25 protein-coding genes and 1 tRNA gene are annotated in these 22375 nt (G+C 71.8%); 18 read left to right on the top strand and 8 right to left on the bottom strand.

What is annotated here, in order from left to right; all coding sequences use genetic code 11:
• Positions 1-21 precede the first annotated feature (21 nt).
• Together ACWGJY_RS31680 and ACWGJY_RS31685 are read left to right on the top strand one after the other, a co-directional pair.
• On the top strand, positions 22-795 hold the full coding sequence (locus tag ACWGJY_RS31680) for a hypothetical protein (RefSeq protein ID WP_453264309.1): 774 nt from the start codon (positions 22-24) through the stop codon (positions 793-795).
• On the top strand, positions 792-1154 hold the full coding sequence (locus tag ACWGJY_RS31685; RefSeq protein ID WP_453264310.1) for a DUF4333 domain-containing protein: 363 nt from the start codon (positions 792-794) through the stop codon (positions 1152-1154). Before ACWGJY_RS31680 ends, ACWGJY_RS31685 begins: the two co-directional genes overlap by 4 nt.
• 18 nt (positions 1155-1172) lie before the next feature.
• Here ACWGJY_RS31685 and ACWGJY_RS31690 read toward each other — a convergent pair whose 3' ends face one another.
• Positions 1173-1925 (bottom strand): response regulator transcription factor, encoded by a 753-nt coding sequence (locus ACWGJY_RS31690; RefSeq protein WP_453264311.1) that lies wholly within the window; start codon positions 1923-1925, stop codon positions 1173-1175.
• An 86-nt stretch (positions 1926-2011) separates the two neighbouring features.
• Complete coding sequence (locus ACWGJY_RS31695) at positions 2012-3100, bottom strand: class I SAM-dependent methyltransferase (protein WP_453264335.1); 1089 nt, start codon at positions 3098-3100, stop codon at positions 2012-2014.
• A 118-nt stretch (positions 3101-3218) separates the two neighbouring features.
• Here ACWGJY_RS31695 and ACWGJY_RS31700 point away from each other — a divergent pair, with 118 nt between their 5' ends.
• Positions 3219-3410: a DUF1059 domain-containing protein gene (locus ACWGJY_RS31700; RefSeq protein ID WP_453264312.1), complete on the top strand. Its 192-nt coding sequence runs from the start codon at positions 3219-3221 to the stop codon at positions 3408-3410.
• Between the two features lie 84 nt (positions 3411-3494).
• Here ACWGJY_RS31700 and ACWGJY_RS31705 read toward each other — a convergent pair whose 3' ends face one another.
• Positions 3495-4274, bottom strand: a complete 780-nt coding sequence (locus tag ACWGJY_RS31705; protein WP_453264313.1) for a LysR family substrate-binding domain-containing protein — start codon at positions 4272-4274, stop codon at positions 3495-3497.
• Between the two features lie 57 nt (positions 4275-4331).
• On the opposite strand from ACWGJY_RS31705, the gene ACWGJY_RS31710 reads away from it, so the two are divergent.
• The gene (locus tag ACWGJY_RS31710; protein WP_453264314.1) at positions 4332-4724 is read left to right on the top strand and encodes a DUF5997 family protein; all 393 of its coding nucleotides are present in this window, start codon (positions 4332-4334) and stop codon (positions 4722-4724) included.
• A 199-nt stretch (positions 4725-4923) separates the two neighbouring features.
• Complete coding sequence (locus tag ACWGJY_RS31715) at positions 4924-5505, top strand: TetR/AcrR family transcriptional regulator (protein WP_453264315.1); 582 nt, start codon at positions 4924-4926, stop codon at positions 5503-5505.
• Positions 5506-5547: 42 nt separating this feature from the next.
• On the opposite strand, the gene ACWGJY_RS31720 is transcribed toward ACWGJY_RS31715, so the two are convergent.
• Both ACWGJY_RS31720 and ACWGJY_RS31725 read right to left on the bottom strand, forming a co-directional pair.
• Positions 5548-7188: an alpha/beta hydrolase gene (locus tag ACWGJY_RS31720; protein WP_453264316.1), complete on the bottom strand. Its 1641-nt coding sequence runs from the start codon at positions 7186-7188 to the stop codon at positions 5548-5550.
• A gap of 275 nt (positions 7189-7463) precedes the next feature.
• A complete protein-coding gene (locus ACWGJY_RS31725) occupies positions 7464-8279 on the bottom strand; it encodes a helix-turn-helix transcriptional regulator (protein WP_453264317.1) in 816 nt (271 codons plus the stop codon).
• 71 nt (positions 8280-8350) lie between these two features.
• Here ACWGJY_RS31725 and ACWGJY_RS31730 point away from each other — a divergent pair, with 71 nt between their 5' ends.
• From ACWGJY_RS31730 to ACWGJY_RS31760, 7 genes are all read left to right on the top strand, one after another.
• A complete protein-coding gene (locus tag ACWGJY_RS31730) occupies positions 8351-9067 on the top strand; it encodes an SDR family oxidoreductase (RefSeq protein ID WP_453264318.1) in 717 nt (238 codons plus the stop codon).
• Between the two features lie 222 nt (positions 9068-9289).
• Complete coding sequence (gene argC / locus ACWGJY_RS31735; RefSeq protein ID WP_453264319.1) at positions 9290-10318, top strand: N-acetyl-gamma-glutamyl-phosphate reductase; 1029 nt, start codon at positions 9290-9292, stop codon at positions 10316-10318.
• A gap of 67 nt (positions 10319-10385) precedes the next feature.
• Positions 10386-11555 (top strand): bifunctional glutamate N-acetyltransferase/amino-acid acetyltransferase ArgJ, encoded by a 1170-nt coding sequence (gene argJ / locus ACWGJY_RS31740; protein ID WP_453264320.1) that lies wholly within the window; start codon positions 10386-10388, stop codon positions 11553-11555.
• Between the two features lie 94 nt (positions 11556-11649).
• Complete coding sequence (gene argB / locus ACWGJY_RS31745; RefSeq protein WP_453264321.1) at positions 11650-12579, top strand: acetylglutamate kinase; 930 nt, start codon at positions 11650-11652, stop codon at positions 12577-12579.
• Positions 12576-13811 carry an acetylornithine transaminase gene (locus ACWGJY_RS31750; RefSeq protein WP_453264322.1) on the top strand — a complete coding sequence of 412 codons (1236 nt, stop codon included), beginning with the start codon at positions 12576-12578 and terminating at the stop codon, positions 13809-13811. Before argB ends, ACWGJY_RS31750 begins: the two co-directional genes overlap by 4 nt.
• Positions 13812-13819: 8 nt before the next feature.
• On the top strand, positions 13820-14377 hold the full coding sequence (locus ACWGJY_RS31755; protein ID WP_453264323.1) for an arginine repressor: 558 nt from the start codon (positions 13820-13822) through the stop codon (positions 14375-14377).
• A 270-nt stretch (positions 14378-14647) separates the two neighbouring features.
• Positions 14648-15733, top strand: coding sequence for a mechanosensitive ion channel family protein (locus tag ACWGJY_RS31760; RefSeq protein ID WP_453264324.1), 1086 nt, complete (start codon positions 14648-14650; stop codon positions 15731-15733).
• A gap of 77 nt (positions 15734-15810) precedes the next feature.
• Here ACWGJY_RS31760 and ACWGJY_RS31765 read toward each other — a convergent pair whose 3' ends face one another.
• Complete coding sequence (locus tag ACWGJY_RS31765; protein ID WP_453264325.1) at positions 15811-15978, bottom strand: hypothetical protein; 168 nt, start codon at positions 15976-15978, stop codon at positions 15811-15813.
• A 20-nt stretch (positions 15979-15998) separates the two neighbouring features.
• On the bottom strand, positions 15999-16415 hold the full coding sequence (locus tag ACWGJY_RS31770; RefSeq protein WP_453264326.1) for an ATP-binding protein: 417 nt from the start codon (positions 16413-16415) through the stop codon (positions 15999-16001).
• Between the two features lie 235 nt (positions 16416-16650).
• Here ACWGJY_RS31770 and ACWGJY_RS31775 point away from each other — a divergent pair, with 235 nt between their 5' ends.
• Genes ACWGJY_RS31775 through ACWGJY_RS31785 form a run of 3 tightly spaced genes read left to right on the top strand, consistent with a single transcriptional unit; the run spans position 16651 to position 18769 of the window.
• Positions 16651-17913, top strand: a complete 1263-nt coding sequence (locus ACWGJY_RS31775) for a helix-turn-helix transcriptional regulator (RefSeq protein WP_453264327.1) — start codon at positions 16651-16653, stop codon at positions 17911-17913.
• Complete coding sequence (locus ACWGJY_RS31780; RefSeq protein WP_453264328.1) at positions 17913-18440, top strand: N-acetyltransferase family protein; 528 nt, start codon at positions 17913-17915, stop codon at positions 18438-18440. The genes ACWGJY_RS31775 and ACWGJY_RS31780 overlap by 1 nt, the downstream gene beginning before the upstream one ends.
• Entirely contained in the window at positions 18437-18769 is a 333-nt protein-coding gene (locus ACWGJY_RS31785; RefSeq protein ID WP_453264329.1) for a TrmO family methyltransferase domain-containing protein, read from the top strand. The genes ACWGJY_RS31780 and ACWGJY_RS31785 overlap by 4 nt, the downstream gene beginning before the upstream one ends.
• A 90-nt stretch (positions 18770-18859) precedes the next feature.
• Here the strand turns inward: ACWGJY_RS31785 and ACWGJY_RS31790 are convergent.
• Positions 18860-18933: transfer RNA gene (locus ACWGJY_RS31790), tRNA-Pro, on the bottom strand.
• A 142-nt stretch (positions 18934-19075) separates the two neighbouring features.
• On the opposite strand from ACWGJY_RS31790, the gene ACWGJY_RS31795 reads away from it, so the two are divergent.
• The 3 genes from ACWGJY_RS31795 to argH all read left to right on the top strand — a co-directional run bounded on the left by ACWGJY_RS31795 (position 19076) and on the right by argH (position 22328).
• Complete coding sequence (locus ACWGJY_RS31795) at positions 19076-19453, top strand: DUF488 domain-containing protein (RefSeq protein WP_453264330.1); 378 nt, start codon at positions 19076-19078, stop codon at positions 19451-19453.
• 117 nt (positions 19454-19570) lie between these two features.
• Positions 19571-20764: an argininosuccinate synthase gene (locus tag ACWGJY_RS31800; RefSeq protein WP_453264331.1), complete on the top strand. Its 1194-nt coding sequence runs from the start codon at positions 19571-19573 to the stop codon at positions 20762-20764.
• Positions 20765-20885: 121 nt separating this feature from the next.
• Positions 20886-22328, top strand: coding sequence for an argininosuccinate lyase (gene argH, locus ACWGJY_RS31805; protein WP_453264332.1), 1443 nt, complete (start codon positions 20886-20888; stop codon positions 22326-22328).
• The last annotated feature ends 47 nt before the right edge of the window (positions 22329-22375 follow it).

The following is a 22375-nucleotide window of genomic DNA, read 5'->3' on the forward strand; positions in this document are numbered from 1 at the left end:
GCCGGGCGCTTCTCTCGGGTTATGCACATAAGCCACATTCCTCTGTACGCGCTGGCGGCCGGCGCCCTGGCGGTGTCCGTCACGCTCTTCGGCGGCGACGACGGTGCGGGGGCCGCTGCCGGGGCCGTCAACGGGACGGTGACCGACTCCGTTGCCGCGGCCGACCCCGCCCCGGACACCGCGAACGCGGTGGTCGTCCAGCCCGACCCGGTGGCACCGGGCGGCGCGTTCTCCGTCTCCGACGGCGGCAGCTGCCCGGGGGACACCGCGGAGGCCACCGTCGACGACACGGACATCCCCGCGATGCGGCTGTCCGCCCAGAGCACCCAGATCGGTGGCACCGCGATCGTGCCGGAGGGCACCGCGCCCGGTGCCTACCGGGTCACCCTCATCTGCGGCGGCGCGGCCGGAGCCCGGCAGAGCGCACTGGACACCGGCCGGGCGGACGACGAGGAACACGGCGCGGCACACGGCACGGAGGACGGCGACGACCACGGCGACGTCCACGGTGGCGGACGTGGTGGCGGACGTGGTGGCGGACGTGGTGGCGGACGTGGCGAAGAACGCGGAAAGGAAGCCGGCGACGGCCGGAAGACCCTGACCGGCACCATGATCGTCTCCGGCGGGTCCGACGAGGTGGTGCCCCGGGGCGGCGCGGACACCGGCCTCGGCGGCGCGGCCGGCGCCGGCCACACGGTCACCACCGCGGCCGGTGTGCTGCTGCTCGCCGCGGCCGGCCGGGGAGCCCTCACCCGCCGCCGGCGCTCCCACGGCACCGGGAGCCGACGGCGGTGACCGGGCATCCGGCACGGCGCGGCCTGGTCACCGGTCTCGTCACGGCCCTCGCCATGGCGGGGGTGCTCGCGCTCACCGCCGTCCATCTGCGTGACCGCGATGCCACCAGCGAGGTCGACGACGGCACCCACACCGTGCCGCGCGCCGAGATCGCCAGAACGATCAGCGGCCGGCTCACCCTGCCCTTCCGCAGCGGGCCGGACGCGGTGCACTGCTCCGGCGACCTGCGGGCCGTGCCGTACGCGGAAGTGCACTGCACGGCGCACTTCCCCCTCGGCCCGGACCGCCATCTGACCGTCGAGGTCACCCGCGTCCGCCACGACAAGGTCACCTACCGGCCCCGCTCCCTGCCCCGCTGAACGGACGCGCGCCGGGACCTACGGCGCGAGCCGTGCCGCCGTCGGGCTGCCGGACAGCCATGCGTTCGCCGCCTCGACCCGTCCGCCCACCTGCAGTTTTGCGTAGGCGTGCTCCAGATGCTTGTCGACGGTGCGCGGGCTGATCGCCAGCCGGCGGGCGATCTGCTGATTCGTCAGACCGCGGGCGAGCAGGGCGAGTACGGCCGACTCGCGGCGGGTGACGGGGGAGTGCGGGGGCGTCGGCGGCGGGGCGAGCCGGTTGAGGACGCGGCTGAGCCGGGTGCGCAGCAGGCCGGCGGCCGCCACATCGGCGTCGGAGAAGTCGCTGCCGCTGCGGCTGATCGCGACGCACACCTTCCGGGGTACCCCGGCGGCGTACCCCGCGGGGAACGACATCGCGAGCTGCTGCTCGGCGTCCAACGGGTGGTAGACGTCGGCGTAGGCGGCGAGGGCATGGAATTCGCTGCGGGTCTGGAGCGTCGAGCGGCGCATCGGGGTGCCCGGACCGAGGGTGGTGTGGGTGACGAGGGAGTCGGCCGCCGACTCCCGGGCGAACGCGTCCCGTACGTCCTCGGTCAGCAGGCCGGCGGGCAGGGTGAGCGGCCGGTCGGCGGTGCCGGCGCGGGGGGACCAGATGATGCTGTCGCCGGGAACGGCGCCGAGCAGCAGCGGCAGCAGGGCCGGAACAAGGGGCTCCTCGTCGACGGCATCGATCAGAAGGTCCACGACGGCGAGAATGCGTCGCAGGCCGGCCTCCGCGGCCGCGCTCATGTCTCCAGCGTGCCGAGGGGGCAGGGGCCCGTCAAGCGAGGGCCACCCGGCCGGCCGGGGGAAGACCGGCCGGGCGCGTCAGGCGCTCAGCGCCCGACGGCATAGACGCGGTTGACGGGGCTTTCGGCGGCGAGTCGCCAGTGGTGGAATCCGGCCTCGTCGGCGATCTGCCGCATCGCCTCCTCACCCGCGTGGTTTCCCAGTGCCTGCGGACCGTGCTGGGCCAGCGCGGACGGCAGGCAGACGGCCACCGAGGTGGCGGTCAGCGTCCGGCCGACGGGGTTGGCGTTCTCCTGGGCGTTGCCCGAGGTGTTCGGCTCGACGATCATGCAGGTTCCGTCGTCGGCCAGTGCCTCCTCGGCGTGGTGCAGCGCGCCGCCCGGATCACCGGTGTCGTGCAGACAGTCGAAGAATGTGATCAGGTCGAAGTCCTCGCCCGGGAAGTCCTGGGCGGTGGCGACCTCGAAGCTGACCCGGTCGTCCAGTCCCTGCCCGGCCGCGATGCCGCGGGCCGCTTCGACGGACGGCCGGTGGAAGTCGAAGCCCTCGAAGTGCGAGCTGGGGAAGGCCTGCGCCATCAGCGTCGTGGAGTAGCCGTAGCCGCACCCGACGTCCGCGACGCGGGCACCGCGCTCCAGTTTCTCCACCACGCCGTCCAGCGCGGTCAGCCACTGGGGAACCAGCGCGGCCGCGTAGCCGGGGCGGAAGAACTTCGCGGCGCCGGTGAACAGCGCCGGGCCGTGCTCCTCCCAGCCGACGCCCTCGCCGGTGCGGAAGGCCTCCATGAGGATGTCCTCGGTGGCGTAGAGGGCCTGCAGCAGTGTCGAGAAGCCCGCCGCGTACGTCGGCAGCTCCGGGTCCGCCAGGACGGCGGCGTGCTCATCGGGCAGCAGATAGGTGTCGGTGCCGGGCGCATAGCTGACGTACTCGCCGGCGACCTGGGCGGCCAGCCATTCGCGGACATAGCGCTCGACCAGCCCGGTGCGGGCGGCGAGCTCTGCGGAGGTGAGCGGACCGGCGCCGGCCATGGCCGGGTACAGGCCGAGACGGTCGCCGAGCGAGGTGCACAGACCGGCGGCCGCGGCACCGCTGTCGCTGATCACCTTCTCCAGGAAGCGCTGTACCCGGTCCTCGTCCACCGTGGCGCCGGGTGTGACATCGGCGGAGGCCGTCATCGCGCTCACCTCCTCGTCCTCTCCCACTGGAGCAGGACGGCCGCCCCGCGCGCCATACGGGATTCGCCGTATACGGCGGCCGGGCGCACCGGCCGACAATGGCAGGAGGAGGTGCACCATGCGCAAGAAGGTCGACTGCCGGGACTACCCGAGCGAGATGAACTGCACCCTCGTCATCTCCGGCGAGGAGGAGGAAGTGGTCCGCGCCGCCAGCGAGCACGCAGTATCCGTCCACGGCCACGAGGACAGCCCGCAGCTGCGGGAACAGATCAGGTCGTCCATGAAGGACGAGGTTCCGCAGCACGCCTGAAGCGCGGCAGCGCATGCCGCCCCTGCCCCGGGGCGGCCATTCCGCCGTGCCGATTGCGGCCGCGGGGAGCGCCCCGGCCGGGCGTTACGACCTACGGCGGGGCTTGCCCCGTTTGCCACCGCCCCCGGCGCCTCCGGAACCGCTCCGGGGGCTCTTGCCGGCCGGCTTGCCCGGCTTGCCGGCCGCGGGCTTCCGCCGCGCGCCGCCCTTGTCGGGACGCTTGCCCTTCGGCTGTGCCGGGGCCGGCTCCGGGCGGCGCCCGCGTGAGCTGTTGACGGTCCGCCCGCGGACGATCCCGATGAAGTCCTCCACCAGGTCCGTGGTCGCGTCCTGCGGCCACGACAGCGCGACGCGGGACGCGGGGGCGTCCGCGACCGGCCGGTACGTGAGGTCCTTGCGGTGGTGCAGACGGGCGAGGGACTGCGGGACGACGAGCAGCCCCACCCCTGCCGCGACCAGTTCGACGGCGTCCGCCGTCGTGGCGGGGCGCTCGTTCGCGGGCCGTCCCGGACGCGGCTCCCAGCCGAGGGTGTCATCGAGCGGATGGAGCACGATCTCGTCGGCCAGATCCTCCGTCGACACCTCGTCGACCGCCGTCACGAGGTGGTCCTTCGGGGCCACGACCACCGTCGTCTCGGTGTAGAGCGGGATCGCGCTGAGATCCGGCCGGTCGACCGGCAACCGCACAAAACCCGCGTCGGCGCCGCCGCTCCGCAGGACGTCGAAGGCTTCTGCGGCGGACACCGGGACAAGGGCCAGGGGGACGTCGGGCAGCCGCTCGTTCCAGATCCGCACCCACTTCGAGGGCGTCACCCCCGGGACGTACGCGAGCCGGAACGAAGGGGATGCTTCCGAGTCAGTCACTGCGCCAGGCTACCGGTCGTGGTCGGAGGTAGCGCACACGATCGATACCCTTGACACATGACGTCGCACCAGACCACCCAGACGATGAAGCCCGCAACCGCGGCCAAGAAGCTGGGTGTGTACCTCGAGGCCACCCCCGCCGAGTTCCAGGAGGGTGTCGTCTCGCGCACCGAATTGAACGCGCTGCAGGCCGATCCGCCCCAGTGGCTGCAGGAGCTGCGGCGCAACGGCCCGCACCCCCGGCCGGTGGTGGCGGCGAAGCTGGGCATCTCCATCTCGGGCCTGGCACGTGGCGGGGTCACCGAGGCCCTCACCACGGAGCAGATCGACGCGCTGAAGACGGAGAGCCCCCAGTGGCTGCAGCAGGAGCGCGCCACCCAGGCCGAGGTCCGCAAGGAAGCCGCGCGCATCAAGGAGAAGAACGCGGCCCGCGGCGACCAGGCCGGCTGACCGCGCTTTCGGCCCCGCTCCCCGGCCGCCTCCGTCCCGCGGATGCGGCGGGGCGTGCCCAGGAGGCCGCCGGGGGATGAGGTGGCCGCCGTAGGGCGGCGGAGGCCGGGAGAGCCGGCACACCCCGGAAAACACACTCACCAAATAAGCGCAATGAGTAAACTTTCATAGTGGGTGCACTTCGGGATACGGTGGATCCGTGACCGAACCGACCGGGCGCCGTGAGCGCAAGAAGGCCCGAACCCGTCAGTCGCTCGCCGATGCCGCACTCCGGCTCTTCCTCGACCGCGGCTACGACCAGGTCGGCGTCAAGGACGTCGCCGACGCCGCCGATGTCTCGGTGACCACCCTGTTCAAACACTTCCCCAGCAAGGAAGCGCTGGTCTTCGACCAGGACGACGACATCGAGGCGGCACTCGTCGCCGCCGTACGGGAACGCGCTCCCGGCCGGTCGATCCCGCAGGCGCTGCGCGAGCACGTCCTGCTGGCGCAGGCGCCCGCCGCGGACCCCCGGTTCGCGGCGTTCTTGCGCATGGTGGACGACACCCCGGCGCTGCGCGACTGCGCCCACCGCATGTGGATGCGCCACGAAGACGCCGTGGCGCGGGCCATCGCCGAGGAGGCCGGCGTCCCCGAAGGCGATGTCGCCTGCGCCGCCCTGGCCCGCTTCGCGCTGGAAGCCCGTGGCCTCATCCGGCGCCACCCCGACCCGCGCCGCGCCGCCGAAGAAGCCTTCGCCCTGCTCGAACACGGCTGGGCAGCATCCCACCCCGAGGCCTGACCGGCTCCACCCGGAGTGAACCGCAGTCGCCCGGCCCCGGATTCAGGAGACGAGGCGGGCCATCGCGCCCCCGCCGGTGGCTACGCCGCCCTGCGGCACGGGCGTGCGGAAGGGCGGCGTGTCCTGTGGGCAGGTTGTTCCGGCCGGCGGGAGGGTGCCGTCGATGAAGTAACGGCTCTCGTAGGCATGGACGCAGCTGCTGGGGTTGATCAGTGCGGTGTGCCCGTACCCGTGGAGGGTGAGCAGACGGGCGTCGGCCAGCTCTTCGGCCATGGCCTGCGCGCCCCGGTAGGGAGTGGCGGGGTCGTAGGCGGTGCCGACCACCAGGACGGTGTGCGCCGTGGGGTGGTTCCACGGGCCGGTGTAGCGGTTGGCGGCTTCGGCCGGCCAGGTGGCGCACGGCTCGGCAGCCCAGGTCCAGAAGCGTCCGGCGACGCCCGCCCGGATGGCGGCGGCCTCCTCCAGCGCGTGATAGACGCCGGGGTCACGGGGGTTGGGGCTGTCGGAGCACAGCACGGCAGCCGCCTGTTCCTCGCCCGTGTACGGAGCCGGGAGCGGTGCGGGCGGGGGCGGCGACTGCTCCGGGCGGCGGCCCTGCCAGAGCTGCTGCAGCCTGCCGGCGAGGTCCGTCCATCCGGGGTGGACCGTCTTGAGGCTGTTCACGACGTCACCGACGGTCCGGCCGTAGGTCCACGTGCCCTGGGGACGCTCCCGCAGGCGCCGCATCAGCTGGTCGAACTTGTCCCGGGTCGCCCTCGGGCCGCCGGCGGAGAAGGCGCAGCGGTCGGTGGTCGTGGCGCCGCACAGGGCCAGGAACCGGTCCAGGGTTGCGGCCGCGCCGAGGTCCGCACCCATGCGCAGGAAGACCGGGAGCCGGGGGGCGCGGTGCGCGGCGTGGTCCGTCCAGGCCTGCGGGTCGATATTGCTGTCGAGGGCCAGGGCACGGACCTTGCCGGGGAAGAGGTTGGCGTAGGTGGCGCCCAGGAACGAGCCGTAGGAGATCCCGAGGTAGGTGAGTTGGGGGTCGCCCACCGCCTGACGGAGCCGGTCGAGATCGCGGGCGGTGTCGGCGGTCGGCACATGGCGCAGGAGCTGGGGGTCGCGCTGTTCGCAGCGCCGGGCCAGATCTTTGTACGCGGCGATCCAGGCCGTCCGCTGCCGGCTGCCGGCCGGGAAGCCGGCCGGTTTGCCGGACATCCAGGCGCCTGCCTCCTCGGGGCTGCCGAAGCAGTTCACCGCGGTGCTGTTGCCGACTCCGCGGGGGTCCCAGCTGACGATGTCGAACCGCTCGCGTACCCGCTGCGGGAAGAAGTCGTACAGCTCCGGCATCTGTACCGTCCCGGGGCCGCCGGGCCCGCCGGGGTTGAAGAACAGGGTGCCGATGCGTCGTCCGGGGCCGGTCGCCTGCCGTTTGACGACTGCCAGCTCGATGGTGCGACGGCCGGGGTTGCGGTAGTCCAGCGGTACCTTCGCGGTCGCACAGTCGAACCTGCTGCCCCGGGCGCAGGGCCGCCAGTCCAGCTGCGGGGCGGGTATCGAAGGTGACGGCGCGGCAGCCGGCGCGGGACCCGGGCCGCTGAATACCGTCGAGCAGATCACCGCCGCGGCGAGGGCTGCGGCGTGACACCGGCGGCCCGCTGCGGCATCACGCCGGCGGCCCGTTATGGATCCTGAGACGGGCATGCGTTGTCCTCTTCCTGGCCGAGCGCCGGATGCTGCCCATGCCGCCCGTGTCCCGGACCTCGGCACGCATCCGTGTCCACGACACCGCCCTCCGGTACGGCGCGCGAGCCCACCGCGGCCGAATGGCCGCGCTCCTCGCCGGCCGGTCCACCCGACGAGGTCTCGCCCGCCGCGGCCGGCCGCGCCTTCCCTGCTGGAGCCGCCGCACGCCCACTGCGCCCGGAGGGGCGACGGCGGCACGGACCCGGAGCGGTCCGGCCCGGCCTCCCGCTGCCTCAGGCCGTCTGCCCGGCCAGCCTGTGCAGGGTCCGCGCGGCAGGCGATCCGGGGTCGGCCGTGATCAGGACGACTTCCTGGTCATCCTCGGGCACGAGCAGGACGTCGCAGTTCAACCGCAGCGTGCCGGCCTGCGGGTGGTCGAGCGTCTTGGTGCGGTGCCCGGGAGCGTGGACCGGACGCGTCTCCCAGATCTGCCGGAACTCCTCGCTGCCGGCGTGCAGTTCGGCCAGCAGGGCGGTCAGCTGCGGGTCATGCGGGTAACGGTCGGTGGCCCGGCGCAGCCGCGCCACGACGATGTGCCCGAACTCCTCAGCGCTGGAGCTCTCGGGTATCCGCCCCTGGCCCAGGAAGCGGCGCCGGGCCAGGTTCGTCGTCCCGTCTCCGAGGACGCCCCCGAGCAGTGCCTGGGCCAGGGGGTTCCAGCCGACGACGCCGTACGCCGCGTCAGTGACGAGGGCACCGGCCTCCGGCAGCCGCTCCAGCATCCGGGCCACGTGCGGGCGTACCCGCCGCACGGCGCTGATGCCGGGCGGCGCGCTCGATCCCACCAGGCGGAACAGGTGGCTGCGCTCGGCCGGGGTGAGCCGCAGCGCCTGGGCCAGCGCGTCCAGGATCCGGGCCGATGGCCGCGGTCCCCGGGCCTGCTCCAGCCGCGTGTAGTAGTCGACCGACATATGGGCGAGTTCCGCCACTTCCTCGCGGCGCAGGCCCGGTGTACGGCGAGCGGTGCCCGTCGCCGGGAGGCCGATCTCGTGCGGACGCAGGCTCGCCCGGCGGTCCCGCAGGAAGCGGGCCAGCTCCTGCCGTGCCATGCCACCTCCTCCCGCTGCCTGGTACAGGCTGTCCCTGGCAGGGCGCCCACGGCCAGGGAACCGTAGTAGCCATGAACAATCGCACAGCTCTGGTGACCGGTGCCAACAAGGGCATCGGCAAGCACATCGCCCGGCTGCTCGCCGCCGAGGGCCTCACCGTGTACATGGGCGCCCGCGACCCCGGGCGCGGACAGCGGGCCGTCGAGGAGATCGGCGCCGGCGCCCGCCTGCTGGTCCTCGACGTGGGAGATCCTGACGGCGTCGTGAAGGCCGCGGCCCAGGTGGACCGCCTGGACGTGCTGGTCAACAATGCCGGGATCTCACCGTCACTCGCCCCGCCGGCCGAAACCGACGTCGAGGAGTTCCGGCGCACGTACGAGACCAATGTGTTCGGGGTGGTGGCGGTGACCAATGCCTTCCTGCCCGCCCTGCGCCGGTCCCCGCACCCGCGCATCGTCAACATCTCCAGCGGCACCGCATCGCTGACCTGGAGCACCCACCCCAACCCCCAGTTCGCCCCTGGAAGCGGTGGCGCCGCCGCCTACCGGTCGTCCAAGGCCGCCCTCAACGCCCTCACCGTCCTCTACGCCCAGACGCTGGCCGGGGAGGGCTTCAAGGTCAACGCGCTCGCCCCCGGCATGCGGGCCACCGACCTCAACCCCCGGGCCGCCGCGGCCGGCGGCGATCCGGCCGAGGCCGCCCGGGGAGCCCTCCGCCTGGCCCTGCTGCCGGACGACGGCCCCACCGGTGGCTTCTTCTCCTGGGACGGAACGCCCGTGCCCTGGTGAGCACGCCGAGATCCGGAAGCGCTCGGCGGGGCGGGTGCACCGCCCGCGGCGTGGCCACCGTCGACCGGGTGGAGGCCGCCGTGGGCGGACGCCCACCGGCCAAGTGAAGCGCCCACCGGCCAACCTCGGCGCTCCGTCACACGAACCGGCCGCCCCGCCCACAGGGTCATTGCATAAAAGTGTCGTTATCCGTATAGTCATGCCATCAAGGAGGAGAGGTCCATGACGGTACGAGCAGCAGTGGCCGGTGCGAGCGGGTATGCGGGTGGTGAAGTGCTGCGCCTGCTTCTGGGGCACCCGGAGGTGGAGATCGGCGCGCTGACCGGGCACTCCAACGCCGGGCAGCGCCTGGGTGCGCTGCAGCCGCATCTGGCGCCGCTGGCCGGCCGGGAGCTCCGGCCGACCTCCGCCGAGGAGCTGGCCGGGCACGACGTCGTGTTTCTCGCGCTGCCGCACGGCCAGTCCGCCGCGGTCGCCGAGGAGCTCGGGCCCGAGGTGCTCGTCGTGGACTGCGGAGCCGACTTCCGGCTCAGTGATTCCGCCGACTGGGAGGCGTTCTACGGCTCGGCCCACGCGGGCACCTGGCCGTACGGCCTTCCCGAGCTGCCCGGAGGCCGCGCCGCGCTGCAGGGGACCCGGCGCATCGCGGTCCCGGGCTGCTACCCCACCGCCGTCTCGCTCGCCCTGTTCCCCGCGTACGCGGACCGGCTCGCCGAGCCCGAGGCCGTGATCGTCGCGGCCACCGGCACCTCCGGCGCGGGCAAGGCGCTCAAACCGCATCTGCTGGGCTCCGAGGTCATGGGCTCGATGAGCCCGTACGGCGTCGGCGGCGGGCACCGGCACACGCCCGAGATGATCCAGAATCTGAGCGCGGTGGCCGGCGAGCGGATCAGCGTCTCGTTCACCCCGACCCTGGCCCCCATGTCACGCGGCATCCTTGCCACCTGCTCGGCGAAGGCGAAGCCCGGCGTGGACACCGCCGCCGTACGGGCCGCGTACGAGAAGGCACTGGCCGACGAGCCGTTCCTGCGGCTGCTGCCCGAGGGCCAGTGGCCGTCGACCGCCGCCGTGTACGGCTCCAACACCGCGCAGGTACAGGTGACGCTCGATGCGGCGGCCGGCCGGATCATCGCGATCAGCGCCCTCGACAACCTCACCAAGGGCACCGCGGGCGGCGCGGTACAGAGCATGAACATCGCCCTGGGCCTCCCCGAGGAGACCGGGCTTTCGACGGTCGGGGTCGCTCCGTGACACGGACGGACACCGGGCGGCACGGCATGGCCGGCGGGGCCGGAGAAGCGATCGAGGAGAAGAAGCAGTGAGCGTCACGGCAGCACAGGGATTCACGGCGGCGGGCATCGCGGCCGGGATCAAGGCCCCGTTTGTCAGTGGTATCGGCGGTACTCCGGACCTCGCCCTCGTGGTGAACAACGGGCCCCGGCTGGCCGCCGCCGGTGTCTTCACCGCCAACCGCGTCAAGGCGGCGCCGGTCGTCTGGTCCGAGCAGGTCCTCAAGGGCGGCACGGTCTCCGCCGTCATTCTCAACTCCGGTGGCGCCAACGCCTGTACGGGCCCGCTCGGCTTCCAGGACACCCACGCCACCGCGGAGAAGACCGCCGAGGTGCTCGGGCACAGCGCCGGGGAGATCGCGGTCGCCTCCACCGGACTGATCGGTGTGCGGCTCCCGATGGACAAGCTGCTGTCCGGAGTGGAGCGGGCCGCGGCCGAACTGACGGCGCACGGCGGCGAGAAGGCCGCCATCGCCATCAAGACCACCGACAGCGTGCACAAGACCGCGGTCGTCACGCAGGACGGCTGGACCGTCGGGGGAATGGCCAAGGGCGCCGGCATGCTCGCCCCGGGCCTGGCCACCATGCTCGTCGTACTAACCACCGACGCCGATCTGCCGGCCGCCGACCTCGACACGGCGCTGCGGGCCGCGACCCGCACCACCTTCGACCGGGTCGACTCCGACGGCTGTATGTCGACCAACGACACGGTGCTGCTGCTCGCCTCCGGCGCCTCCGGCGTGGTGCCGCAGGCCGGTGCCTTCGCCGAGGCGGTGCGCACGGTCTGCGCGGATCTGGCCCGGCAGCTGATCGGGGACGCCGAGGGCGCCAGCAAGGACATCCGGATCGAGGTCGTCGGCGCGGCCTGCGAGGACGACGCGGTCGAGGTCGGCCGCTCCATCGCCCGTAACAACCTCCTCAAGTGCGCCCTCCACGGCGAGGACCCCAACTGGGGCCGGGTGCTCTCCGCGATCGGCACCACCTCCGCCGTCTTCGACCCCGACCAGCTCAACGTCGCCATCAATGACGTCTGGGTCTGCAAGAACGGCTCGGTGGGCGAGGACCGCGAGCTGGTCGACATGCGCTACCGCGAGGTCCGGATCACCGCCGACCTCGCCGCCGGCACCGAGTCCGCGGTCATCTGGGCCAACGACCTCACCGCCGACTACGTCCACGAGAACAGCGCGTACTCGTCATGAGGGCGCACCCGAGGCTCCGGCGCGCGCGGTCCGCACCGCCCGCCTGGGGGTACCTCCCGCGCGAAGCGTGGGGGAGAAACGAGGCCGGTCCGGCATGAGCACCCGCAAGCACACCGCACTCCCCAAGGCGCGCACCCTCATCGAGGCGCTGCCCTGGCTGACCCGGCACCACGGCAAGACCGTCGTCATCAAGTTCGGCGGCAACGCCATGGTCGACGAGGAGCTGAAGCGCGCCTTCGCCCAGGACGTGGTCTTCCTGCGGCACGCCGGACTGCGTCCGGTCGTCGTGCACGGCGGCGGCCCGCAGATCAGCGCCCAGCTGGATCTGCTCGGCCTGGAGTCGGAGTTCAAGGGCGGCCTGCGGGTCACCACGCCTGAGGCGATGAACGTCGTGCGGATGGTGCTGGCCGGCCAGGTGCAGCGCGAGCTGGTCGGACTGCTCAACGAGCACGGTCCGCTCGCCGTCGGCATGACCGGCGAGGACGCCCATCTGATGACCGCGACCAAGCACTACGCCGACATCGACGGCGAGCGGGTGGACATCGGACGGGTCGGCGAGATCACCGGCATCGACCCCGGCGCGGTCCATGCGCTCCTGGAGGACGGCCGGATCCCGGTCATTTCCTCGATCGCCCGCAGCAGCGACGCGGAGGACGCCGGCTCGGGGGCCTCGGGCATCTTCAACGTCAACGCCGACACCGCCGCGGCCGCCCTGGCCGCGGCCCTCGGCGCCGAGACCCTGATGGTGCTCACCGATGTCGAGGGCCTCTACGAGGACTGGCCGCAGAGCGACGAGGTGATCTCCCGCCTCACCGCCACCGAACTGGAGAAGCTGCTGCCCGACCTGGCCAGCGGCATGGTCCCCAAGATGCGGGGCTGTCTGCACGCCGTCCGCAACGGCGTGCACACCGCCCGGGTCATCGACGGGCGGGTCCAGCACTCGATCCTGCTGGAGATCTTCACCGACGAAGGAATCGGCACGATGGTCGTGCCGGACGCCAACACGATCGAGGGGGCGGCATGAGCGACGCGGCACACAGCCACGGCCCGGTGACCAACGCGGGCCTCACCGGGCGCTGGCAGGGCGCCATGATGGACAACTTCGGCACCCCCCGCATCCCGCTCGTCCGCGGCGAGGGCGCCACGGTGTGGGACGCCGACGGCAAGGAGTATCTCGACTTCCTCGGCGGCATCGCGGTCAACGCCCTCGGTCACGCCCACCCCGCGGTGGTCCGTGCCGTCTCCGACCAGGTCGCCACCCTCGGCCATGTCTCGAACTTCTTCGTCAGTGAGCCCACCGTGGCCCTCGCCGAGCGCCTGCTCGCGCTGGCCGGACGCCCCGGCCGGGTCTACTTCTCCAACTCCGGCGCCGAGGCCAACGAGGCCGCGTTCAAGATCGGCCGGCTGACCGGGCGCCGCCACATGGTCTCCACGGCCGGCGGCTTCCACGGCCGCACCATGGGCGCCCTCGCCCTCACCGGCCAGCCCGCCAAGCAGGCCCCCTTCGCGCCGCTGCCCGGCGACATCGACTACGTGCCGTACGGGGACACCGAGGCCCTCCGCGCCGCCGTCACCACCGACACCGCCTTCGTGATCCTGGAGCCCGTCCAGGGCGAGAACGGTGTCATCGTTCCGCCGCCCGGCTACCTCCGGGCCGCCCGCGAGATCACCGCCGCCACCGGCACCCTGCTCGTCCTCGACGAGATCCAGACCGGCATCGGCCGGACCGGGCACTGGCTGGAGTCGCAGGCCCAGGGCATCGACGCCGACCTCGTCACCCTCGCCAAGGGCCTGGGCGGCGGTCTGCCGATCGGCGCGACGCTGGCCTTCGGCCCGGCCGCCGAGCTGCTCACGCCCGGTTCGCACGGCTCGACGTTCAGCGGCAACCCGGTCGTCTGCGCCGGCGCCCTCGCCGTTCTGGACACCATCGAAGCCGACGGCATCCTGGAGAACGTCAAGCGGGTCGGTGAGCGGCTGAGGAACGGGACCGAGGCCCTGGGGCACCCATTGGTCGGCCAGGTCCGCGGTGCGGGCCTCCTCCTGGGTATCGTCTTGACGGAGCCGCTCGCGCCGCAGGTGCAGCAGGCGGCTCAGGACGCGGGCCTCCTGGTGAACGCGGTCGCGCCGGACGTCATCCGGCTCGCCCCGCCGCTGATCGTCTCCGACGACGAAGCGGAAGTGTTCCTCCACAAGCTGCCCGCCGTCCTGGACACGGCCCGCCAAGGGGCCGACGGGGAACGACGAGCCGGAGACTGACGACAACGATGACCGAGCTGCAGGACAACGAGCCGCAGGACAACGAGGCGTACAACGGCGGCCAGGCCGTACCGCAGACCCGCACCGCCCGCCACCGCCGGATCGTGGACATCCTCAACCGGCTGCCGGTCCGCTCCCAGAGCCAGCTCGCCAAGCTGCTCGCCGACGACGGCCTGTCCGTCACCCAGGCGACGCTCTCCCGCGATCTGGACGAGCTGGGCGCGGTCAAGATCCGCAACACCGGTGGTGAGCTGATCTACGCGGTGCCCAGCGAGGGCGGCGACCGCAAGCCGCGGGCGCCGCTGGGCGAGTCCGCCAAGGAGGAGCGGATGCGCCGCCTCTCCGGCGAACTCCTCATCTCCGCCGAGGCCTCCGCCAACCTCGTCGTCCTGCGCACCCCGCCGGGCGCCGCCCAGTTCCTGGCCTCGGCCATCGACCAGGCCGAGCTGCACGACATCCTCGGCACCATCGCCGGCGACGACACCCTGATGCTCATCAGCCGCGACCCGGCGGGCGGCCAGGCCCTCGCCGATCATCTGCTGCGGCTGGCCCAGAAGGCGCACTGAGGCACCCGAGGCCCGCCTTTCGCGCTGCTCACCTGTCACACCAGCACCCCCGGGACACGGCCGCCTCCTCCGGGAGGCGGTCCTGTGGGCCTGTCCTCCGAGCCGCCCGCCGCCTGCCGAACCGGATGCGGGAGGATGTCAGTTCGCGCCGGGGTCCCCACGGATGTCCTGGCGCTTTCGCATCCTCAGAGACAAAGCAGGTGACCAGGTGACGACACATCACATCCGGCTCATAGCACAGCCGTTCCTCCCGGCCGTGGGAGCCGGCCGGTGAACCGGGCTTTCACGCTGGACGATCTGATCGTCGCCGGGATCGCACTGGCCGCCGGCATCGCGGCGGGCCTGTTGTCGCGGGTGGCCCTGCGGTGGCTGGGGAAACACGCCCTCCGGACGCGGTGGAGCGGGGACGACATCATCGTCGACGCGTTGCGGACCGTGGTGCCCTGGGCGGCGGTCACCGCCGGACTGGCGGCGGCGGCCGCGGCGTTGCCGCTGACGGCGACGGTCGGACACACCGTCAACCGGACGCTGACCGTACTGCTCATCCTGGTCGTCACGCTCACCGCGGCCCGGGTGATCACCGGTCTGGTCAAGACCCTGGCGCAGTCCCGGTCCGGCGTGGCCGGATCGGCCACCATCTTCGCCAACATCACCCGCATCGTGGTGCTCGCGATGGGCTTTCTCGTCGTACTGCAGACCCTGGGCATCTCCATCGCCCCCCTGCTGACCGCGCTGGGTGTGGGGGGCCTCGCGGTCGCGCTGGCGCTGCAGGACACCCTCGCCAACCTCTTCGCCGGTGTGCACATCCTCGCCTCGAAGACGGTGCAGCCCGGTGACTACATCCGGCTCAGCAGTGGCGAGGAGGGCTATGTCGTCGACGTCAACTGGCGCAACACCGTGGTGCGCCAGCTCTCCAACAACCTGGTGATCATCTCCAACCGCCAGCTGGCCGACACCAACATGACCAACTTCAGCCGGCCGGAACAGAAGCTGTCGATCCTGGTGCAGGTGGGCGTCGGCTACGACAGCGACCTCGAACATGTCGAGCGGGTCACCACCGAGGTCGTCGAGAGCGTGATGACGGACATCAGCGGCGGCGTCCCCGACCACGAGCCGGCCGTCCGCTTCCACACCTTCGGTGACTCCCGGATCAGCTTCACGGTGATCCTCGGGGTCGGCGAGTTCAGCGACCAGTACCGGATCAAGCACGAGTTCATCAAGCGCCTGCACCAGCGCTACCGGGCCGAGGGCATCGCGATCCCCTCCCCGGCACGGACCGTGGCGCTGCAGAAGCCGGAGGAGATCGCGATACCGCACCAGCGGGACGCCTCGGATCCGGTCCCGCCGGTGCCGTAGCCCCCCGGCCGCGAACCCGGCCGCCCCGCGTGGGCCTTCCCCCGCCGGGGCGGCATGGCGTCGCACCTCTCCTCACCTCAGCGGTCATGCCGCTCTTCACGCGGAACAACCACCGTCAGCCGGCCGGGGACGTCACAGAGCCAGTGGCCCGGCCCGTTGTCCGGCCGCAGCACATAGACGCCCTTGCGTACATCGCTGACGATGCCGGTCCGGTCGGTGCCCTCGTCATGCACCAGATCACCCACCCAGGGCCTCCCCGCACCGTTCATTGGCCGGCCTTCCTGCGCAGTTCTCCCCAGACCCGCTTGCCCCAGGGGAGCCGGTCGGTACCCCAGGCGGACGTCAGTCCGGCCACCAGCACGAGGCCCCGCCCGCTGTCGTCCTCGTTCCCTGGCGGGCGGTGCCGTGGAGGGGCCTTTGACTTGTCCACCACTCCGATCCGCACCGTTGCCGGGCCGGGGCGGCTGACGACCAGCCGGATCACCTCGCTCCGTGCGTGCCGCACGGCGTTGGTCACCAGCTCGGAGACCACCAAGGCCCCGTCGTCGGCCAGTTCCTCCATGTCCCAGGCCGCCAAAGCAGTCCGTACCAGGCGGCGGGCGGTGGCCGCGCTCTCGGGTCTGCGCAGCAGCGTTTCGCTGTATCCGGGGTGCCCGGTGGGGCGGGGTGCGGTCATGGTCATCGGGACCTCGTCGGTGGTGGGCTGTGAGGTGTGGCCCGCTTCCCCGAAGGGGGGGTGAAGGCGGGCTTCTCTCCTTAGGGCCGCCGTACCGTCCCGGCCGGCGACGCCCTGTATGCATCCAACGACGGGCTGTCATATGCCGTGAGGAAAATCCGCCACCCCATGCCGTACGGCCGACCGGAAATTTCGCCGCAATCCGAGACACTGGCAGGCGCGATCTGGATACCGTGCAGGGGTGAAGGCGAACGAGAGTCTTGCCGGCGCCCTCGGCGAAGCGGGCCTCACCCAGGCCGAGTTGGCCGATGCGGTGAACGACTACCTGCGGTCGCTCGGCCGGGCGGGCACCGTCAGCGACCGCACCGTGCGCCACTGGCTGACCGGAAAGACGCGATGGCCGCACCCTCGGCAGCGGGAAGCCTTGGAGGCAGTATTCGGATGTACCGCCGAGGAGTTGGGCTTTGCTCCTCCGGCGGGCAGATGTGGCCCTCACAGGACGGAGGATCCCGTGCGCCGCAGACACTTCCTCACCACCGCCGCCGGTACGACGGCCGCCGTCGTGCCCCTGGTAGCCGCCCGGCCGTACGCCGTCGGCACCTCCGAGGTGATCCGCCTCCGCAGCGGCCTGGACGCCCTCACCGCCCTGGACGCCGCCAAAGGCGGGCACGAGGCGCTGGAGCGAGCCGCCTTGGCGGGCGCCGCCGAAGCGCTGGAGTTGCAGAAGCGGGCGGCGTCCCAGCGCATCCGGCAGCGGCTCTTCAGCGTGGCTGCGAGCTACACCGCGCAGGCGGCCTGGTCGGCCGTGGACGCTCGTCAGAGCGACCGCGCGCAAGCTCACCTCAACCGGGCGCTGTATCTGGCGGGCATGGGGAACGACCCCGTGGTGGAGCTGCGGGTGTGGAACTCGCATGCCATGCTCGCGGGCCATCGCGGGGAGTTCTCGCAGGCCGTGGACGCGGGCAAGGCTGCGCAGGCGACCGCCGCCGCGCGCCGCGACCCGCTGTTCGCGTCCCTGGCCCATGCGCGCACGGCGATCGGGCACTCAAGCGTCGGGGATCGGCGGGGCGCCCTGCGGTCCCTGGGGTGCGCGGAAGAGGCGCTGGCGAACGCGTCCATGGACGAGCCCAGGCCGTCCTGGGTGGCCTTCTACGGCCCGGCCGAGCTGATGGCCCTCACTGCCATTGTCCGGGATGAGATCGGGGACGCCGCGGCGGCCGAGGCGGCATCGCACCGTGCCCTGGCGGCCATCCCACAGCAGTTCCGCCGGAACCGCGCACTGGCCACGCTCCAGCTCGCACACGCGCAGCTTCACCAACGGGACGAGGAGCAGGCGTGCGCCACGGCGGAGCAGGTGTTTGTGCTGATGGATGGCGATCCCCTGCCGGGCCGGATGCGCTGCTACCTAGGAGACTTCTACCGCGATTTGACCACCCTCGCGCCGGACTCAAGCATCGCGCGCGAGTGGAAGGACCGCTACCGATCAGAATGGAGCCAGACCTGATGACCTCCGCTTTGGAACTGCGCCACTACAGCCACGGCGACCTGCCGGAGATCCGGCAGACGTTGCTCGACGTGCACGCAGACGTGTACGCCGACCAGATGTCGGACGACGAGTTCCGGCAGAAGTTCCCCTGGTTCGTCGACCACTGGGGCGGACACCCCGAGTTCTCCTGCGTGATCGCGTACGACGGCAACGAGGTGGTGGGCTTCGCCTACGGAGCCCCCGGAACCGAGGGCCGCGAATGGTGGCGTGAGCACCTGGACCCGGCGCCGGAGAAGAGCCGAACGTTCCATTTCTCGGAACTGATGGTGCGCGAGCGGTGGCGGAAGACAGGCACGTCCGCCCGGCTGCACCGGGCGTTGATGGAGGCCACGGAAGCCGACCTCGCGGCGCTGCTGGTGGACGTGACGCACCCCAAGGTCCAGGCCCTGTACGAGTCCTGGGGGTACCGGAAGGTGGGCGAGCGCCAGCCCTTCCCCGACTCCCCGGTGTTTGCGTTGATGCTGGTGGGGCTTCCGCTCCCGTGACCAGGGGGCGGCCGCGGAGAGTCGCCCGCCCACCTCCTTCCGTACTTCCGTCGCCCTCCCCGAGGAGTTCCGCCCCATGGCAGAGGCCGGCCGGTGGCTCCTTCGCTCACCGCCCTATGCGCCGGGTGAACCGGCTGGGCGTCTCGCGGTGCCGCCTGGTCGCGGTCGGCGGCCTGGATCTGCACGTGGAAGCGCTGGATGCCGTGGACGGCACACCGGTGCTGGACATCAAGCCGTGGTGCAGCGTGAGGGGACCGCAGGGCGATGTGCGCGAGCCCGGCCGGCCCTCGGAGATGCCGGCCGACTACTACGCCGACCCTCGCGCGTAAGGCACTCTCCCGCAGAAAATGATCAAGGGCCTTGTTCCCGCCGAAGCGGAAACAAGGCCCTGACCTGGGCTCTAAGCCCTTCCTGCACCGTCGGGACGACAGGATTTGAACCTGCGACCCCTTGACCCCCAGTCAAGTGCGCTACCAAGCTGCGCCACGTCCCGGTGCCCGTTCCGGCCGGAGGAATCCCGGCCGGGGCGTGCAGAAGAAAAATACCCTGTCCCGGCCCATGAATCCAAAGCGGGGCCCCGTGGGGTCCTTTCGGGGCTCCGGGCAGGGGGCGCGCTTCCATGGTTCGATACAGATATGAGTGATATGTCCGCCGGTGCGGCCCTCCGGGTGCGCCGGGTGTACGAGCCGCCGGAGCCGGCGGACGGGGCGCGGGTGCTGGTCGACCGGCTGTGGCCGCGCGGGCTGTCCAAGGCGGATGCGCAGCTCACCGAGTGGTGCAAGGAGGTGGCGCCCTCGACCGAGCTGCGGCGTTGGTACGCCCATCAGGGAGAGCGGTTCGAGGGGTTCGCCGAGCGCTATCGCGCGGAGCTGGCGCAGGAGGGTGCGCAGCGGGCGCTGGAGCGGCTGCGGGCGCTCGCCGCCGCGGGGCCGCTGACGCTGCTGACGGCGACGAAGGGCATGTCGGCAAGCCATGTGACCGTACTGGCCGAGGTGCTCCAGGAGGGGCTCTGAGGGCTTGCGCCGCCCTGTCCGTGCCCTGCTGAGCTGCATATTCACCGGGGCGTTGACGAAGCATACGGTGGAGTGCATACTTATACCGACCAGCGAATGCACCGTAAGGAGAAAGCCGTGACCGAGCGCGTCGTACTCGCCTATTCGGGGGGTCTGGACACCTCTGTCTGCATCGGCTGGATCGCCGAGGAGACGGGCGCCGAGGTCATCGCCGTTGCCGTGGACGTCGGCCAGGGCGGCGAGGACCTGGACGTCATCCGCAAGCGTGCGCTCGCCTGCGGCGCGGTCGAGGCCGAGGTCGCGGACGCCAAGGACGAATTCGCCGATGAGTACTGCCTCCCGGCGATCAAGGCCAACGCCCTGTACATGGACCGCTACCCGCTGGTCTCCGCGCTCTCCCGGCCGGCCATCGTCAAGCACCTGGTGGCCGCCGCCGAGAAGCACGGCGCCACCACGGTCGCCCACGGCTGCACCGGCAAGGGCAACGACCAGGTCCGCTTCGAGGCCGGTATCTCCTCCCTCGCCCCCGGCCTGAAGTGCATCGCCCCGGTCCGTGACTACGCGATGACCCGGGACAGGGCGATCGCCTTCTGCGAGGAGAAGAACCTCCCGATCGCGACCACCAAGAAGTCGCCGTACTCCATCGACCAGAACGTCTTCGGCCGGGCCGTGGAGACCGGCTTCCTGGAGGACATCTGGAACGCGCCGATCGAGGACGTCTACGAGTACACCCGGAACCCGGCCGTCCCGCGGGAAGCCGACGAGGTCGTCATCTCCTTCAAGGAGGGCGTCCCGGTCGCCATCGACGGCAGGCCCGTCACCGTCCTGCAGGCCGTCCAGCAGCTCAACGAGCGGGCCGGCGCCCAGGGCATCGGCCGGATCGACCTGGTCGAGGACCGACTGGTCGGCATCAAGTCCCGTGAGGTGTACGAGGCGCCCGGCGCCATCGCGCTGATCACCGCGCACCAGGAGCTGGAGAACGTCACCGTCGAGCGCGAACTCGCCCGCTACAAGCGGCAGGTCGAGCAGCGCTGGGGCGAGCTGGTCTACGACGGCCTGTGGTTCTCGCCGCTCAAGCGCGCCCTGGACGGCTTCATCGACGAGGCCAGCCGGCAGGTCAGCGGCGATATCCGGATGACCCTGCACGGTGGCCGCGCGGTGGTCACCGGCCGGAAGTCCGACCGGTCGCTGTACGACTTCCATCTCGCGACCTACGACACCGGCGACACCTTCGACCAGTCGCTCTCGAAGGGCTTCATCGAGCTCTTCGGGATGTCGAGCAAGATTGCGGCCAAGCGCGACCTGGCCTGAGCCCGTCTCGTTGTTCCGTACGACAGCCTTCTCCCCGCCTTCGCGGCGGGGCGGAGGTACCCCCTTGGCCCTCAGGACCTCGGGGCAGATGGCACATCCGAAGCAGCCTTGAGGAGCAGCAGTGAGCAGCAACAGCGGTGATGTCCGGCTCTGGGGCGGCCGGTTCGCCGACGGACCCGCCGAGGCGCTGGCCCAGTTGTCGGCGTCGGTCCACTTCGACTGGCGGCTGGCCCCGTACGACATCGCCGGCTCGCGTGCGCACGCCCGGGTGCTCCATGCCGCGGGCCTGCTCACCGAGGACGAGCTGACCCGGATGCTCGCCGGGCTCGACCGGCTCGCATCCGATGTCGCCGACGGCTCGTTCACCGGCACCATCGCCGACGAGGACGTCCACACCGCCCTGGAGCGGGGGCTGCTGGAGCGGCTCGGCCCGGACCTCGGCGGCAAGCTGCGGGCCGGCCGGTCGCGTAACGACCAGGTCGCCACGCTCTTCCGGATGTATCTGCGCGACCATGCCCGGATCATCGGCGGGCTGATCGCCGACCTCCAGGAGGCCCTGGTCTCTCTCGCCGAGGCTCACCCGGACCTCGCGATGCCGGGCCGCACCCACCTCCAGCACGCCCAGCCGGTGCTCTTCGCCCACCATGTGCTGGCGCATGTCCAGTCGCTGTCGCGGGACGCGGAGCGGCTGCGGCAGTGGGACGAGCGCACCGCCGTCTCCCCGTACGGCTCGGGCGCGCTGGCCGGCTCCTCGCTCGGCCTCGACCCGGAGGCGGTCGCCGCGGACCTCGGCTTCGAGCACGGCTCGGCCGGCAACTCCATCGACGGCACGGCCTCGCGTGACTTCGTCGCCGAATTCGCCTTCATCACGGCGATGACCGGGGTCAACCTCTCGCGGATCGCGGAGGAGATCATCATCTGGAACACGAAGGAGTTCTCCTTCGTCACCCTCCACGATGCCTTCTCGACCGGCTCGTCGATCATGCCGCAGAAGAAGAACCCGGACATCGCGGAGCTGGCGCGGGGCAAGTCGGGCCGGCTCATCGGGAATCTGACCGGTCTGCTGGCGACGCTCAAGGCGCTGCCGCTCGCGTACAACCGTGACCTCCAGGAGGACAAGGAGCCGGTCTTCGACTCCTGCGACCAACTGGAGGTACTCCTCCCGGCGTTCACCGGCATGATGGCCACGCTGACCGTCAACCGTGAGCGGATGGAAGAGCTGGCCCCGGCCGGTTTCTCGCTGGCCACCGATATCGCGGAGTGGCTGGTCAAGCAGGGGGTGCCGTTCCGGGTGGCGCACGAGGTCGCCGGTGAGTGCGTCAAGGAGTGCGAGGCGCACGGCATCGAGCTGGACCAGCTCACCGACGAGCAGTTCGCCAAGATCTCGCCGCATCTGACCCCCGAGGTCCGCAGCGTCCTCAACGTCCCCGGCGCCCTCGCCTCGCGCAGCGGCCGGGGCGGCACCGCGCCCTCGGCGGTGGCGGTCCAGCTCGCCGAGGTGCGGGCCGATCTGGTGCAGCAGCAGGAGTGGGCGACGGCCAGGAAGGCCACACGGCTCGCCTAGACAGGCAGGAGTGCACGACGGCGGCCCGCCCCGGGGGAGACCGGGGC

The sequence above is a fragment of the Streptomyces sp. NPDC054765 genome (assembly GCF_053612065.1).

Bases quoted from the DNA above. Each gene is read 5' to 3' on its own strand.
- ACWGJY_RS31680 (WP_453264309.1), top strand. From the start codon at position 22: ATGCACATAAGCCACATTCCTCTGTACGCGCTGGCGGCCGGCGCCCTG.
- ACWGJY_RS31700 (WP_453264312.1), top strand. From the start codon at position 3,219: ATGCGCAAGAAGGTCGACTGCCGGGACTACCCGAGCGAGATGAACTGC.
- ACWGJY_RS31695 (WP_453264335.1), bottom strand. From the start codon at position 3,100: ATGACGGCCTCCGCCGATGTCACACCCGGCGCCACGGTGGACGAGGAC.
- ACWGJY_RS31755 (WP_453264323.1), top strand. From the start codon at position 13,820: ATGACCGAGCTGCAGGACAACGAGCCGCAGGACAACGAGGCGTACAAC.
- ACWGJY_RS31770 (WP_453264326.1), bottom strand. From the start codon at position 16,415: ATGACCATGACCGCACCCCGCCCCACCGGGCACCCCGGATACAGCGAA.
- ACWGJY_RS31725 (WP_453264317.1), bottom strand. From the start codon at position 8,279: ATGGCACGGCAGGAGCTGGCCCGCTTCCTGCGGGACCGCCGGGCGAGC.
- ACWGJY_RS31690 (WP_453264311.1), bottom strand. From the start codon at position 1,925: ATGAGCGCGGCCGCGGAGGCCGGCCTGCGACGCATTCTCGCCGTCGTG.
- ACWGJY_RS31795 (WP_453264330.1), top strand. From the start codon at position 19,076: ATGAGTGATATGTCCGCCGGTGCGGCCCTCCGGGTGCGCCGGGTGTAC.
- argB (WP_453264321.1), top strand. From the start codon at position 11,650: ATGAGCACCCGCAAGCACACCGCACTCCCCAAGGCGCGCACCCTCATC.
- ACWGJY_RS31710 (WP_453264314.1), top strand. From the start codon at position 4,332: ATGACGTCGCACCAGACCACCCAGACGATGAAGCCCGCAACCGCGGCC.
- ACWGJY_RS31780 (WP_453264328.1), top strand. From the start codon at position 17,913: ATGACCTCCGCTTTGGAACTGCGCCACTACAGCCACGGCGACCTGCCG.
- ACWGJY_RS31750 (WP_453264322.1), top strand. From the start codon at position 12,576: ATGAGCGACGCGGCACACAGCCACGGCCCGGTGACCAACGCGGGCCTC.
- ACWGJY_RS31720 (WP_453264316.1), bottom strand. From the start codon at position 7,188: ATGCCCGTCTCAGGATCCATAACGGGCCGCCGGCGTGATGCCGCAGCG.
- ACWGJY_RS31730 (WP_453264318.1), top strand. From the start codon at position 8,351: ATGAACAATCGCACAGCTCTGGTGACCGGTGCCAACAAGGGCATCGGC.
- argC (WP_453264319.1), top strand. From the start codon at position 9,290: ATGACGGTACGAGCAGCAGTGGCCGGTGCGAGCGGGTATGCGGGTGGT.